13 protein-coding genes are annotated in these 14,583 nt (G+C 71.4%); 8 read left to right on the top strand and 5 right to left on the bottom strand.

The window, feature by feature from the left end; all coding sequences use genetic code 11:
* Positions 1-5: 5 nt before the first annotated feature.
* A complete protein-coding gene (locus ACIBLC_RS32920; RefSeq protein ID WP_399215006.1) occupies positions 6-773 on the bottom strand; it encodes an IclR family transcriptional regulator in 768 nt (255 codons plus the stop codon).
* The gene (locus ACIBLC_RS32915; protein ID WP_399215075.1) at positions 770-1,795 is read right to left on the bottom strand and encodes a sugar kinase; all 1,026 of its coding nucleotides are present in this window, start codon (positions 1,793-1,795) and stop codon (positions 770-772) included. Before ACIBLC_RS32915 ends, ACIBLC_RS32920 begins: the two co-directional genes overlap by 4 nt.
* A gap of 197 nt (positions 1,796-1,992) precedes the next feature.
* Here ACIBLC_RS32915 and ACIBLC_RS32910 point away from each other — a divergent pair, with 197 nt between their 5' ends.
* The gene (locus ACIBLC_RS32910) at positions 1,993-3,270 is read left to right on the top strand and encodes an amino acid deaminase (RefSeq protein WP_399215005.1); all 1,278 of its coding nucleotides are present in this window, start codon (positions 1,993-1,995) and stop codon (positions 3,268-3,270) included.
* Positions 3,271-3,320: 50 nt separating this feature from the next.
* Positions 3,321-4,943: an amidohydrolase family protein gene (locus ACIBLC_RS32905; protein WP_399215004.1), complete on the top strand. Its 1,623-nt coding sequence runs from the start codon at positions 3,321-3,323 to the stop codon at positions 4,941-4,943.
* Between the two features lie 22 nt (positions 4,944-4,965).
* On the opposite strand, the gene ACIBLC_RS32900 is transcribed toward ACIBLC_RS32905, so the two are convergent.
* On the bottom strand, positions 4,966-5,841 hold the full coding sequence (locus ACIBLC_RS32900; protein WP_399215003.1) for a serine protease: 876 nt from the start codon (positions 5,839-5,841) through the stop codon (positions 4,966-4,968).
* A gap of 246 nt (positions 5,842-6,087) precedes the next feature.
* Here ACIBLC_RS32900 and ACIBLC_RS32895 point away from each other — a divergent pair, with 246 nt between their 5' ends.
* From ACIBLC_RS32895 to ACIBLC_RS32870, 6 genes are all read left to right on the top strand, one after another.
* Positions 6,088-7,299: a pyridoxal phosphate-dependent aminotransferase gene (locus ACIBLC_RS32895; RefSeq protein WP_399215002.1), complete on the top strand. Its 1,212-nt coding sequence runs from the start codon at positions 6,088-6,090 to the stop codon at positions 7,297-7,299.
* A gap of 192 nt (positions 7,300-7,491) precedes the next feature.
* Positions 7,492-7,908: a hypothetical protein gene (locus ACIBLC_RS32890; RefSeq protein WP_399215001.1), complete on the top strand. Its 417-nt coding sequence runs from the start codon at positions 7,492-7,494 to the stop codon at positions 7,906-7,908.
* 312 nt (positions 7,909-8,220) lie between these two features.
* Positions 8,221-9,312: a hypothetical protein gene (locus ACIBLC_RS32885; protein ID WP_399214999.1), complete on the top strand. Its 1,092-nt coding sequence runs from the start codon at positions 8,221-8,223 to the stop codon at positions 9,310-9,312.
* Positions 9,309-10,484, top strand: a complete 1,176-nt coding sequence (locus tag ACIBLC_RS32880) for a toxic anion resistance protein (RefSeq protein ID WP_399214998.1) — start codon at positions 9,309-9,311, stop codon at positions 10,482-10,484. Before ACIBLC_RS32885 ends, ACIBLC_RS32880 begins: the two co-directional genes overlap by 4 nt.
* Positions 10,481-12,028: a substrate-binding domain-containing protein gene (locus ACIBLC_RS32875; protein ID WP_399214997.1), complete on the top strand. Its 1,548-nt coding sequence runs from the start codon at positions 10,481-10,483 to the stop codon at positions 12,026-12,028. Before ACIBLC_RS32880 ends, ACIBLC_RS32875 begins: the two co-directional genes overlap by 4 nt.
* Before the next feature lie 4 nt (positions 12,029-12,032).
* Positions 12,033-12,623 (top strand): hypothetical protein, encoded by a 591-nt coding sequence (locus tag ACIBLC_RS32870; RefSeq protein ID WP_399215074.1) that lies wholly within the window; start codon positions 12,033-12,035, stop codon positions 12,621-12,623.
* A gap of 6 nt (positions 12,624-12,629) precedes the next feature.
* Here the strand turns inward: ACIBLC_RS32870 and ACIBLC_RS32865 are convergent, their stop codons facing one another.
* Complete coding sequence (locus ACIBLC_RS32865) at positions 12,630-13,787, bottom strand: hypothetical protein (RefSeq protein ID WP_399214996.1); 1,158 nt, start codon at positions 13,785-13,787, stop codon at positions 12,630-12,632.
* Entirely contained in the window at positions 13,784-14,581 is a 798-nt protein-coding gene (locus tag ACIBLC_RS32860) for a PP2C family serine/threonine-protein phosphatase (protein WP_399214995.1), read from the bottom strand. Before ACIBLC_RS32860 ends, ACIBLC_RS32865 begins: the two co-directional genes overlap by 4 nt.
* Positions 14,582-14,583 lie beyond the last annotated feature (2 nt).

The raw sequence follows: 14,583 nt of genomic DNA, 5'->3' as shown, positions 1-14,583 counted from the left end.
CGTGCTCATTCCTTCGGGGCTTCCTTGGCGGGGGACTTGCCGGAGTACTCGCGGCTGATGGCGTCGGTCGTACGGCGCACCAGCGGGAGCAGGGTGAGGAGTTCGTCGGCGGTGACGACGACGTTGGGGGCGGAGACGGACATCGCGGCGACGACCCGGCCGTCGGTGCCGCGGATGGGGGCGGCCACGCAGTTGATGGACTCCTCGTGGCCGCCGAGGTCGGTGGCCCAGCCCTGTTCCCTCACCGTCGCCAGCTCCTTGAGGAAGGCGGTGGCGTTGGGGATCGAACGGGCCGTGTACATGGGGTAGTCGAGCTTGTCGGCGAGCGCGCGCCGGTCGGGCTCGGGGAGGTCGGCGAGGAGCAGCTTCGCGACGGCGGCGACGGTGATGGCGACGGGCTTGCCGATCCGCGAGTACATCCGGACCGGGTACCGGCTCTCCACCTTGTCGATGTAGAGGACCTCGTTCTCCTCGTGCACGGCGAGGTGGACGGTGTGCCCGCACTGTTCGTTCAGCCGTACGAGGTGGGGGTGGGCGATCTCCCGGATGTCCAGGTTCTCCACCGCCTCCTGGGCGAGGGCGAAGAGGCGGGCGCCGAGGCGGTAGCGCTGGTCGGACTGGCGGTAGACGAGGCCGTGTTCGTGGAGCGTGCGCAGCAGGCGGAGCGCCGTGGACTTGTGCACGCCGAGCCGGTCGGCGACCTGCCCGAGGTCGGCGGGGCCCTCGGCGAGCAGCGGCAGGATGCTCAGCGCTCGGTCGACGGTCTGGCTCATGGGGTACGTACCTCCTCGTCGGCCCGCGTGTCGGCTTCGGTCCAGCCGGGGCCGAGTCGAAGTGTCTCCCACGCCCGGTCGTCCAGAGCGGCCAGCCGGTCGGCGTGGTCGCGGGAGGGCGGCGCGGCCAGATCGCCGGGGACGGTGAGGGCGGCCGCCGCCATGAGGTGGCCGTGCCGGAGCCGGTCCTTGGCGGGGAGCCCGCGCAGAGCCGCGGAGAGGAACCCGGCGGCGAAGGCGTCTCCGGCGCCGACGGGCGCGACGACGTCCACGTGGACGGAGGGGACGAAGGTGGCCCGGCCGCCGTCGAAGAGGGTGGCGCCCCGGACGCCCTGCTTGACGACCAACGTCCGGGGTTCGGGCAGCGCGGCGCGGATCGCGTCGGGGCCGCCGGTGACGCCCCAGGCGTCCTCGGCCTCGTCCTCGCCGACGAACACGAGGTCGCTGCCGCGGGCCAGTTCCAGCAGGACGGGGCCGGGTTCCTGGCGGTCCCAGAGGTTGGCCCGGTGGTTGATGTCGAAGGAGACGAGGGGGCGGCCGGGGCGCTGGGCGGTCAGCTCGCGCAGCAGGGCAAGGCAGTCGTCGGAGAGGGCGGCGGTGATGCCGGAGAGGTGCAGCACGCGGGCGGACCGGATGGCGTCCAGGTCCAGGTTGTCCACAGTCATCGCGGAGGCGGCCGAGCCGGCCCGGTAGTACGCCACCTCGTGCGCGTCGGTCGCCCGGTCGCCCGCCGTGCGGAAGTAGATGCCCGTCGGACGCGCGGGATCCCGTCGTACGCCGGAGGTGTCCACGCCGTACGAGGCGATCGCCTCCACCAGGTGATCGCCGAACCCGTCCGCACCGACCCTGCTGACCCACCGCACGGAGTGCCCCGCGGCGGCGAGGACGCAGGCCACGTTCGACTCGGCGCCGCCGATCCCCCGGGTGAAGGAGGGGACGTCGGCGAGGCGTCCGGGCCGGGAGGGAAGGAACGTGACCATGGACTCGCCGAGTGCTACGACGTCGAAGGCATCGTGGGGCATGACACGTGCGGGTCCGCTGGTGGTCACGGTGGTCCGGGCTCCTCGCTGCTCTCGCGGTCAACGGCATCGGTACCGGCCTGGACACCGGCACCGTTGACCCTGCGTTGGCTGGGATGTTAGACAGCAGTAAGCGACATACGCAATGACCGTTGCAGACAGCGCAACGGGTCGTCTCATCAGGGAAACAAGGAGGCCCCATGGGCGCCGACACCGCCGCCGCACGGCTCACCGCTCTCTCGGCGGACCGCGTCGACCTCCGTTTCAAGGGCCTCCCCCCGGACGCCGACGGCCTGACCGTGGGAGAGCTCGCCGCGCAGCGCCGCAACCTCTTCACGGACGGCTTCACCACCCCCGTCCTCGCCCTCTCCGCCGAGCGGCTGGCCCACAACCTCACGCTCATGGAGACCTACGCGACCCGCCACGGCCTCGCCTTCGCCCCGCACGGCAAGACCTCCATGGCCCCCCAGCTCTTCCGGCGGCAGATCGAGCACGGCGCCTGGGGCATCACCCTCGCGGTCCCCCACCAGGTGCGGGTGGCAAGGGAGTTCGGCATCGACCGGATCTTCCTCGCCAACGAACTCGTCGACGCGTCCGCCCTGCGCTGGATCGCCTCCGAACTGGCGGCGGACCCGGACTTCCGCTTCGTCTGCTACGTCGACTCGGTGGCCGGCGTGGAGCTGATGGACGCCGCGCTCCGGGGCGGCACCCGCCCCGTGGACGTCGTCGTCGAACTCGCGGCCGGCGAGGGCGCCCGTACCGGCGTCCGCAGCGAGGCGGAGTGCGCGGCGGTCGCGGACGCGGTGGCCGGGGCGGCGACACTGCGTCTGGTGGGCGTGGCGGGGTACGAGGGCGAGGTCCCGCGGGCGGACCCCGAGCGGGTGCGCACGTGGCTACGCCGGCTCACCGCGCTGGCGGCGGACTTCGACAAGGCGGGCCGGTTCACGGACGCCGACGAGATCGTCGTGAGCGCGGGCGGCAGCGCCTGGTTCGACGCGGTGGCCGACGTGTTCACGGAGATCCCCGAACTCTCGCTCCCCGTACTGAAGTTGCTCCGCTCCGGCGCGTACGTCTCGCACGACGACGGCCACTACCGCAAGCTCACGCCCTTCACCCGGGTCCCCGAGGAGGGCGCGCTGCACCCCGCCTTCCGGCTGTGGGCCCAGGTCGTCTCCCGACCCTCCCCCGACCAGGCCTTCGTCAACGCGGGCAAGCGGGACGCGGCCTACGACCTGGATCTGCCGGAGGCCCAGGTGATCCGCCGCGACGGCACCGACCGCCCGGCCACCGGTGTCACTCTCACCGGGCTCTCCGACCAGCACGGCTGGCTCGCCACGGCCCCGGAGGCGGATGTCCGGGTCGGCGACTGGCTGGGCATGGGGCTCTCCCACCCCTGCACGTCCTTCGACAAGTGGCAGCTGATTCCGCTGGTGGAGGCGGACGGCACGGTCGTCGACTACATCCGTACGTTCTTCTAGACATCACGGGACCAGGCTTCTAGACATCACGAGACCAGGAGACCGCTGTGATGGATCTCGTCATCCGCGACGCCGACGTCGTCGACGGCACCGGGGACCCCTCCTACCGCGCCGACGTGGGCATAGAGAACGGTGTGATCACCACGGTGGTCAAGGAGGGCGCGGCGGCCGGCTGTCTGCGCCCGGTGGCCCGCCGCGTCGTGGACGCCGAGGGCCTCGCCCTCTCCCCCGGGTTCATCGACATGCACGCCCACAGCGATCTCGCGCTGCTCCGCGACCCGGATCACAGCGCGAAGGCCGCGCAGGGGGTGACCCTCGAGGTCATCGGCCAGGACGGCCTGTCGTACGCCCCGGTCGACGACCGCACGCTCGCCGACGTCCGCCGGGCGATCACCGGCTGGAACGGCGACGGTGCCGACATCGACTTCGACTGGCGCTCGGTGGGCGGGTATCTGGACCGGCTCGACCACGGCTTCGACGGCCAGGGCATCGCGGTGAACGCCGCCTACCTCATTCCGCAGGGCACCGTACGGATGCTCGCCGTCGGCTGGGAGGACCGGCAGGCGACGCCCCGGGAGCTGGACCGCATGCGGGAGTTGGTGGCCACCGGAATGCGGGAGGGCGCCGTCGGCATGTCCTCCGGGCTGACGTACACCCCCGGCATGTACGCCAAGGACGCCGAACTCACCGAACTGTGCCGGGTGGTGGCCGAGCACGGCGGCTACTACTGCCCGCACCACCGCTCCTACGGCGCGGGCGCCCTGCGCGCGTACGAGGAGATGATGACCCTCACCCGCGAGGCCGGCTGCCCGCTCCACCTCGCCCACGCCACCATGAACTTCGGCGTGAACAAGGGCAGGGCCCCCGACCTGCTGGCCCTCCTGGACAAGTCGCTCGCGGAGGGCGCCGACATCACCCTCGACACGTACCCGTACACCCCCGGCTGCACAACCCTGGTGGCGATGCTGCCGAGTTGGGCGGGCGAGGGCGGTCCTGAGGCGATCCTGGCCCGCCTCAGGGACGACGGGACGGCCGAGCGCATCCGGCACCACATGGAGGTCGTGGGCGCCGACGGCTGCCACGGCGTGCCCATCGAGTGGGACACGATCGAGATCTCGGGGGTGACCGACCCCGCGCTCGCTCCCTATGTGGGCAGCACCGTCCGGGCGTCCGCGGACCGGCGTGGCGAGGCCCCCTGGGTCACCGCCCGCCGGCTGCTGATCGCCGACGGCCTCGGCTCGACGATCCTCCAGCACGTCGGCCACGAGGAGAACGTCCGCGCGATCATGCGGCACCGGGTGCACACCGGCGGCTCCGACGGCATCCTGCGGGGGGACAAGCCGCACCCCCGCGCGTACGGCACCTTCCCGCACTATCTGGGCCGGTACGCGAGGGAGTTGGGCGTCCTCTCGCTGGAGGAGTGCGTCGCCCACCTCACCGGCCGCCCCGCGGCCCGGCTGCGGCTGCCCGACCGCGGGCTGGTCCGCGAGGGCTACCGCGCCGACCTGGTCCTCTTCGACCCGGCCACGGTGGCCGCGGGCTCCACCTTCGACGCGCCCCGCACCCTCCCCACCGGCATCCCGCACGTACTCATCGACGGGCGCTTCGTGATCGAGGACGGGCGCAGGACGGACGTACTGGCGGGGCGGTCGGTCCGCGGGACCGCCGCATGACCGTCCGCCCCGCGCCCACCGGCTACGGCTTGGGCAGGGTGCACCCGCTGCGGGTCAGGTCGAGCTTGTTGTCCAGCCCGAAGCACGGGACGATCTGATAGGTCTCCTGGGCGTAGTTGATGCCCTGGCGGACGGTGACGGTGCCGCTCGCGTCGACCTCACAGGGGTTGTTGACGGTGCAGCTCGCGCCGCTCTCGTTGCCGGTGTTGTTGACGGCGACGACCTTGCCGGTGGCGTTGTCGATGACGGGCGAGCCCGAGGTGCCGCCGATGGTGTTGCAGGCGGAGGTGTAGCGGACCGAGTCCTTCCAGGTCCAGGAACCCTCCTTCAGGCGGTAGACGAACCCGTCGATGTTGCAGGTGTAGATCCGCTTCCAGTACCCGGAGACGACCTTGATGGCCGTACCCGCCGTGGGATGCGCGGCGTCCAGCGTCAGGGCGCTGATGCCGTACGAGCTCTGGATCTGCGCGTACGTGCTGGTGAGCTGGTAGATCGAGACGTCGGTGTCGGTCATCGTCCCGTACGCGATCTTGCTGGCGCGCAGGGTCGCGACCCTCGTTCCGGCGGAGTTGAGCAGGCCGAAGGTGCGGGTGGAGGCGCGGTCGACGATGACCTGGCCGGCCGTCGGCATGCCGGTCTCCAGGCAGTGGCCGTTGGACAGCACGAGAGCCGGGTCGTCGGCCTCGGAGGCGGGCATGCGGACGACCGAGCCGGAACAGTTGCTGAGCGCGACCGTGCCGGCGAAGTCGACGGCCTGGATCGCGGGAGCGGCGGCGCTCTCCGCGGACACCGGCGCCGTCACGGACTTCGGCTGGGTAGCCGGTGCCGCGACCGCGGGTGCCGCGCCCGCCCCGGCGATCACCAGGGCGAAGAGCGCGGCGACGAGAGGCTTTCTCATGTGGGGTCCCCTCTTGCGACGTGGGTGACCGGAGGTCTTCCGGTCACCTTCTGTTTTGTCATGCGCATTGTGAATGGAGCGCCCAGAGGGGACAAGGAGCTGTTTCCGGCCTGCGATCCGGTCCGCAAACCGGCCTCCACGACGGCCGGCGCCGCGCGCGGCCCGGCGAAATCGGAGCAAAACACCCTGTCTCACGTGGTGGAAAACACGCGCAGCCGGGCGTTACCCGGCCGTAAGCTCACGGTCATGCAGGTGATCCAGTCGACCAAGCTCGCCAATGTCTGTTACGAGATCCGGGGACCGGTGCTCGAGGAGGCGATGCGGCTGGAAGCAGCAGGGCATCGGATCCTCAAGCTGAACACCGGGAATCCGGCGGCGTTCGGCTTCGAGTGCCCGCCCGAGATCCTCGAGGACATCCTGCGGAACGTGTCGTCGGCGCACGGCTACGGCGACGCGAAGGGCCTGCTCGCCGCGCGCCGGGCGGTCGTGATGCACAACCAGACCCTGGGCATAGAGACGGACGTCGAGCACGTCTTCATCGGCAACGGCGTGTCCGAGCTGATCGTGATGGCGATGCAGGGGCTGCTCGACGACGGCGACGAGGTGCTCGTACCGGCGCCGGACTATCCCCTGTGGACCGCGGCGGTGTCACTGTCCGGCGGTACAGCGGTGCACTACCGCTGCGACGAGCAGTCGGACTGGATGCCCGACCTCGCGGACGTGGAGCGGAAGGTCACCGACCGCACCAAGGCCATCGTGATCATCAACCCGAACAACCCCACGGGCGCCGTGTACGACGACGCGATGCTGCGCGGGCTGACCGACATCGCCCGCCGCCACAACCTGCTGGTCTGCTCCGACGAGATCTACGACAAGATCCTGTACGACGGTGCCACGCACACGGCGACCGCCAAGATCGCCCCGGATCTGCTGACGCTCACCTTCAACGGGATGTCGAAGGCCTACCGCGTGGCCGGGTACCGGGTCGGGTGGATGTCGATCTCGGGGCCGCGCGCGCACGCCGACTCCTATATCGAGGGGCTGACGATCCTCGCGAACATGCGGCTGTGCGCGAACATGCCGGGCCAGCACGGGGTGGTCGCCGCGCTGAGCGGGCGGCAGACCATCAACGACCTGGTCCTGCCCGGCGGGCGGCTCAAGGAGCAGCGGGACGCGGCGTACGACCTGCTGACGCAGATCCCCGGCGTGAGCTGCGTGAAGCCGAAGGGGGCGCTGTATCTCTTCCCGCGCCTGGACCCGCAGGTCTTCAAGGTCAAGGACGACCGGCAGCTCGTTCTCGACCTGCTGCGGCGCGAGAAGATCATGGTCGTCCAGGGGACGGGCTTCAACTGGCCCGAGCCGGACCACTTCCGGGTGGTCACCCTGCCGACGGTCGGGGATCTGACCGACGCGGTGACGCGGATCGGGAACTTCCTGGACGGCTACAGCCAGCCGTGACGACCACGCCGGGCGCGCCGCCGGACCTCGGCGCGCGCGCCGGGCCGACCCGCTCTGTACGCCGGGCCGACTCCGCCATACCGTCCGGCCGGTCACGCTGCGCGCACACTTTGACCGGTTCTGCGACCTGGCTCAACTTTAGACCGAATCCAAGCTAGGATGGTTTCCTGTCAGAGCACAGGAGGCCGTTCCATGTACGAACCGATCCGCACCAAGTCGGTCCATTCGACGGCCGGCACCACCTCGGACTTCCCTCATCGGTCGCGCGAGGAGGAGCTGGACATCCAGCTCGCCGGCCATCTCGCGGCGCTGCTCGCGGTGACCGACGAGATCCGCGCGTCCGCGCCGTCCGGCGACCTGGACGCGGCGGCCGAGCGGCTCGCCTCGCAGGTGGCGCGGTTGCGGGACGGAGCCGCGCCGGTCCGGTCGTCGGTGGCCGACCCCCAGGCGTCACAGCTGGTCGCCCTGCACCGGCGTGCGTACGCCCTCGCGGGCCGCGCCCTCGTCGTCGCGGCGTCCCGCGCCGACACCGCCGCCGCGATCCTCGCCGCCGAGCGCATGGACGCCCACGCGGCCGCCACCGCCCCGCGCCCCCTCGCCACCCACTGAGCCCGCGGGCTCTCCCGGTACGGCCCCGGCCCGCGCGCACCGCAGCGACGTGCGGGCCGGGCGCCATGGCACTGCGTTCGCTTTCCCGTGGTTCCGCTGCCCCCGGCTTCTGAGGGACCCCGGCGATTCCGGGCGGGCACGGCCGGTTGGCACCGCCGGATCACGCCGTCGTGGCTGAGCACCGCCGCGGCGGCAAGAGGCTGACCCCCGTAGCGGGGGGATCGGTTCCGGTTGTGTACCGGGACCCCGTCGTCACCCCGTGTTCATCCCGGGCCGGGGGGAATGTTGTAGTCCGGGAGCACGCTCACGAGTGTGAAACGCATCGCAGGAATCGTCCTGGCGGTGCTGCTGATCGGCGGAGTGGTAGCAGCCGTCGTCGCAGGCCGCGATGGTCAGGACAAGGGCACGGCAACGAAGACCGTGCAAGGAGTGATCGGCTCGGAGAAGGCGGAGTTCTTCGCCGATCCCGACGTGGTGAAGGCCCTCGCTGCCAAGGGCTACACCGTGAGGACGGAGACCTCCGGGTCCTGGGCGATGGACAGCCTGGACCTCGACGGGTACGACTTCGCCTTCCCTTCCAGCCAGGCGCCCGCCGATGAACTGGCCGCCGAGTACCACGTGCAGAAGCCGCTCCCGAGGCCCTTCTACTCGCCCCTCGTCGTCGTGGCCCACCGCAACGCCGCCGAGGTCCTCCAGCGGAACGGCCTGGCGAAGCTCGACAAGGCCACCGGCACCCTCACGATGTCCGCCTACCTCGAGGCGGCGAAGGCGGACCGGACCTGGCAGCAGCTCAAGGGGGCCGGGAACTACGGCGAGTTGACCGGGACGCTCTTCATCGCCACCACCGACCCGGAGACCTCCAACTCGGGGGCCCTCTACCTCGCCGCCGCGTCCTACGTCGCCGACGGCGGACGCGTCGCGGCCGACAACACCGCCGTCACCCGCACCGCACCTCTGATGCACAAGCTGATCAGCGTCCAGGGCGCACAACAGAGCAGTACGGACGCGACGTTCAGGGACTTCATCAGCGGCGCCGGCAACCCCCTCGTCCTCGTGTACGAGTCCCAGGTCGCTTCACTGCTCGTCCAGGGCGAGGACGTCGACGACCTGACCGTCCTCTACCCGGACACCACGGCGAACAGCGACCACACCGTCGTACCGCTCACTCCCGAGGGCCGCGCGCTCGGCGAACTCCTCGCCACGGACCCGACGTTGCGCAAGCTCGCCGTCCGGCACGGGTTCCGGCCGCAGGGCGAGAGCACCGAGTTCACGGCGGCGACCGCCGCACAGACGAGGTACATCAACCAGAAACTGACCGGCGTCCGGCAGGCGCCCGTGCCCGCCTCGAAGGTGCTGCACGAGATGGCGGTCCGGGCCCGGAGCCAGGGGGGAAGCAGCCAATGACCACAGAACCGGACACCATGGCCCTCACACCACCCGAGGCCGTCGCACCCGTGCCCCGCGAGAGGGCGGCCGGGCTCGTCCCGGTCGACCCGGCCGTGCACGACGACATGGCGCGGCGCGCCGCCGAGTACGTCGGCGGGCTGGCCCTCCTGGACGCCCGCTCCCCCGAGTTCGCCGGCAGGGTCGGCGAGATCGCGGGCCTGGGCGCCGGCGAGATGCGGGGCGCCGCCGCGCAGTCCAACCGCATGCTGGAGCGCACCATCCGCAGCCTCCCCGGCAAGGGCGAGGACGCCCAGTCGCACGTGGCGGGCTCGCTCGTCGAACTGCGCCGCGTGGTCGAGGACCTGGACCCGCGCGACCTGCCCGCGGGCCGGGGCCGCAAGCTGCTGTCCCGGCTCCCCGGCGGCAACAAGCTGCGCGACCACGTCGCCAAGTACGCCTCCGCGCAAGGCACGTTGAACAGAATCGTGGGCTCGCTCCGCGGCGGCCAGGACGAACTGCGCCGTGACAACGCGGCGTTGCAGACCGAGCGGGTCCGCCTCTGGGAGACGATGGGCAAGCTCCAGGAGTACGTCGTCCTCACCCAGGCCCTGGACGGGGCGATCGAGGAGCACATCGCGGGCGTGGCGGCGGGCGACCCGGCGGGGGCCGACACCCTGCGCTCCGACGTCCTCTTCCCCGTCCGGCAGAAGCACCAGGACCTGCTGACCCAACTGGCCGTGTGCGCCCAGGGATACCTGGCCATGGACGTCGTACGCCGCAACAACGACGAGCTGATCAAGGGCGTCGACCGGGCCGCCACGACGACCGTCTCCGCGCTGCGCATCTCTGTGATGCTCGCCTCCGCGCTCGACAATCAGCGCAAGGTCGTCGACCAGGTCAACGCGCTGCGCGGCACGACCGAGGACCTGATCCGCGGCAACGCCGAGATGCTCGCCACCCAGAGCGGCGAGATCCAGCGGATCGCCGCCGACCCGGCGGTCGGCGCGGAGACCCTGCGCAGCGCCTTCCAGCAGATCTACCGCACCCTCGACGCCATCGACACGTACAAGGTGCAGGCCACCGAGGCCATGGCCGTGACGGTCGAGTCCCTCACCTCCGAACTCCAGCGCGCCGGCGCGTACCTGGAACGCAGCCGCGCGCAGAGCGCCCTGGAAGGCGGAACCACATGAGACGACGACGTGCCTTCGCCGTACTGACGACGGCGGCCCTGCTCGCCGTGTCGGCCTGTACGGCGGGGAGTTCACCCGAACCCGAGGCGACTGCGCCGACACCCGGCACCCTCCGGGTCCTCGCGTCCAGTGAACTCACCGACATGAAGCCGGTGCTGGAGAAGATCCAGCAGGAGACCGGCATCACGGTGAAGGCCACCTACACGGGCACCCTCGCCGCCGTGGACCTGCTCGCCAAGGGCAAGGTGGACGGCTCGTACGACGCCCTGTGGCTGTCCTCCAACGACTATCTGCGACTGCGTCCCGACGCGGCCAGGAAGGTCGTCTCCGAGACGTCGATCATGTCCAGCCCCGTGGCCATCGGCGTCAAGCCGGCGACCGTGAGCGAACTGGGCTGGAACCCGGACGACGTCACCTGGTCGCAGGTGGAGAAGGCGGTGGCGGAGGGCAGGCTGACGTACGGCATGACCGACCCGGCCCGCTCCAACTCCGGTTTCTCCACGCTGATCTCGGTGGCCTCGGGCATCTCGGGGGCGCAGTCGGCGCTGACGGACGCGGACGTGGACAAGGCGACCCCGCAGCTCCGGGAGTTCTTCCGGGGGCAGAAGCTGACGTCGGGTTCCTCGGGCTGGCTGGCGACCGCCTACGAACACCGCGGCAACGTGGACGCCCTGCTCAACTACGAGTCGGTCCTCAAGGGCATGAAGGGCCTCACCGTCATCCGGCCGAGCGACGGCGTGGTGACCGCCGACTACCCGCTGACCTCGCTCGCCTCCTCCAGCAAGGACACCCGCGAGACCGTCCGCCGTCTCACCGAGGCCCTGCGCGCGCCGGACGCCCAGCGGCAGATCACCGAGCGGACCCTGCGCCGCCCGGTCGTCGCCTCCGTCGCGCCGGCGACCGGCCTCGACACCAGCCGGAGGCGCGAACTCCCCTTCCCCGGGAGCCAGTCCGTCGCCGACGGCCTCCTCGACGCCTACGAGAACAAGCTCCGCCGCCCGTCCCGGACCGTGTACGTCCTGGACACCTCGGGTTCGATGAGTGAGGACGGCAGGCTCGACCAGCTCAAGACGGCGCTCACCGCGCTGACGAGCGACTTCCGCGAGCGCGAGGAGGTGACGCTGATGCCGTTCGGCTCGGCGGTCAAGAGCGTCCGCACACACGTGGTGCGGCCCGAGGACCCGGGAACCGGGCTCGACGCCATCCGCAAGGACACCCGCGCGCTCACCGCCGAGGGAGACACCGCGATCTTCACCTCGCTGGAGAAGGCGTACGGGCATCTGGGCTCCGACGACGACAGCTTCACGTCGATCGTGCTGATGACGGACGGCGAGAACACGACGGGTGAGAGCGCGGCCGAGTTCGACGCCTTCTACGCCGGACTCCCGGACGGCCAGCGGGAGATCCCGGTCTTCCCGATCCTCTTCGGCGACTCCGACCGCGGCGAACTGCAGAGCATCGCCGATCTGACCGGCGGCCGCCTCTTCGACGCCCAGAAGGGCTCGCTGGACGGCGCCTTCGAGGAGATCCGTGGCTACCAATAGGTTCATGGGCTACCTGGAGTCCCGCAAGAACCTCGCCGGGAGCGCGGGCGGGATCGCCGGGCTCGCCCTGACCTTCACGGGAGTGGCGGGCCCGTACTGGCCGGCCGTCGTCCTCGGTCTGTACGGCGCGGGCGCCCTGATCGCCCCGCCGGAACGACCGCCGCTCCCCGACTTCCCGGACCCCTCCGCCCAACTCGACGAACTGCGCGCCGACTTCGGCAAACTGCGCACGTACCTGGACGGCGTCGAACTGCCACCCGCGGCCGCGGGCCGCCTCACGGAGCTGACCGAACTCCTGAGCGCCCTGCTGGATCCCGGCTGGGTCGCCCAGGTGCTCGCCCAGGACCCGGAGGGTGTGCACGCCCTGTCCCGTGCCGTACGGCAGGACATTCCCGAAGCCGTCGACACCTTCGTACGGACGCGGTGGTGGACCCGGATGACACCCGGCACCGAACCGCCGGAGCGCCACCTGGAGCGCCAGCTCTCGCTGCTGCACGAGGAGGCGGAGCGGCTGGCGGCACAGCTGCGGGAGACGGAGGCGCGACGGCAGGAGTCACACACGCGCTATCTGGAGGACCGGGGACGCTCGCAGTGACGGCCGTCAGCCCCCGGCCGCCGCGATGACCACCAGGAGCACCACCAGCAGGACCAGCAGCGCCACCTTCAGGGCCGGCGGCCACGGCTCCCGCTCCTCCTCCTGAGGCGGCGGGGGCAGCGGAACCGGCACCGGTCCGTTGAAGACGTCGTGCCCCGTGACCGCCGCCCTGGTGCACCACGGGCAGGACGGCAGATGGGACCCGTACACGTGCGACGGGCGCGTTCGGCAGACCCGGACCAGCCCGCGTTCCCTGTCCAGGGCCCGCAGCCAGGCCTCCGCCCGGGGGCGCGCGGCGGGGTCCTGCACACCGGGGCCGAAGGCGGCACGGGAGAGGCCGAGTAGGTCCGGGGGCAGGACCGAGGGGTCGACGGTGCCGCGCGGGATGACGACCCGCTCCGGGCGCACGACGTAGGAGATGCTCGCGGCGATGTTGTCCTTGACGGTCGACTCCGAGGCACTGTCGTGCGGGACACCGCCGAAGGGGTGATTGCCCGCCGTGAGCAGCTGGTAGACGAGGACGGCGAGCGCGAAGTCGTCGGTGGCGCGGGTGGCGGGGCCGCCGGCCTGCCGCTCGGGGGACGAGTAGTCGGTGGTGTGCATCAGGCAGGGGAAGAGCTCCCCGGTCACCGGGTCGGTGAAGGCGATGGAGTCGCAGTCGAGGAAGGTGACGAAGCCGTGCCCGTCGACGACGACGTTGCTGCTGGAGAAGTCGCCGATGACGAGATCGTCGTAGTGCATACGGGCGGTCATGAAGGCGAGGTTCCAGGAGACACCGAGCAGGAACCGCCAGTCGGCGCGGTCGGGGAAGAGCTTGAGGCGCTGGGCGCGGGTGAACAGGCCGACCAGCTGGACGTGCTGGGGTTCGCCGAAGCGGCGCATGGCGTAGCCGAGGAACTCGCCCCGGGGGCCGCGGGCCAGTGCGGTGGGCCAGGCCAGTTCGGGCGGCTGGGAGGCATTGGTGGGGCGGGCTGCGAGCGGCGACATGGTCAGCATCCGGGTCAGCCGCCGTTCCTGTTCGGGGCCCGGCGGTTCGCGGTAGAGCTTGACGACGATGCCGTCGTCGCCGACGACCGGGAAGACGGCCGCCTGGCCGCCGCCCTTCAGCGGCAGTTCCGCCAGGGTGACGGGCTTCCCGTCCAGGAACACCGTGAGGCCGCTCATGGCCGCGCCTTGCGCACGGCCCGCAGCAGCGTCTTGTCGTCGGCGTTCAGGGCGGTGAGCCGGTCCGACCTCAGCAGGGTCGCGAGTCCCTCGTGGGCGTCGTCGGTGACGGTGTCGAGGGACCTGAACACGGCGTCGGCGAAGGACGCGTTCGGCGCCTGGGTGCCGGAGCCGGCCCGGCCGAGCGCGGCCTGCACGAGCCCGTCGGTGGAGAGCAGCACGCCGTCGACCCCCTCGTCGGCCACACAGTCGGTGTGCACCCAGCGGGCCGCGTCCGGCGAGGTGAGGAAGACCGTCTCGTTGCTGTACTCGCTGGCCGCCCGCGCCTGTGGCAGCAGATGGAACTGCCGCTCACCGTCCTCCGTACCGGCCCGCAGTACGACGAAGCCGTCGCCGACGGTGAGATGGCCCAGCCAGCCCGGGGCGAGCACCACGACGGTGAGCGTGGTGGCGAAGTCGGCGGCGTCGGGTCCCGTGGTGTCCAGGAACATCTTGCTGACGTCGTGGAAGGCGTCCTCCAGCAGTTCGTGGACGGCCTCTCCCGGCCGGCGGTCCGCCACCGCGCCGGCCCGCCGCGTGAAGTGCTCGACGGCCAGGTCGACCGCGAGCCTCGACCCCTCCTCGGAGCGCGGGCGGCTGCCCGCGCCGTCCGCGACCGCGAGTACCGCCACGTACGGCGACACCTTGAACGCGCAGGCGTCCTGGCAGGGCAGGCCCTGGCGGCGGTGACGGTAGCCCTCGACGCTCATGCCGTGGACACGCCACGGGGAGTCCGGCTGCTCCGCTCCGGCCATCG

Source organism: Streptomyces sp. NPDC050535 (assembly GCF_044457665.1).
In the GTDB taxonomy this organism is placed as follows: domain Bacteria; phylum Actinomycetota; class Actinomycetes; order Streptomycetales; family Streptomycetaceae; genus Streptomyces.
Note: the sequence above shows the minus strand (reverse complement) of the source record. Positions and strands in the feature narration are given on the sequence as shown.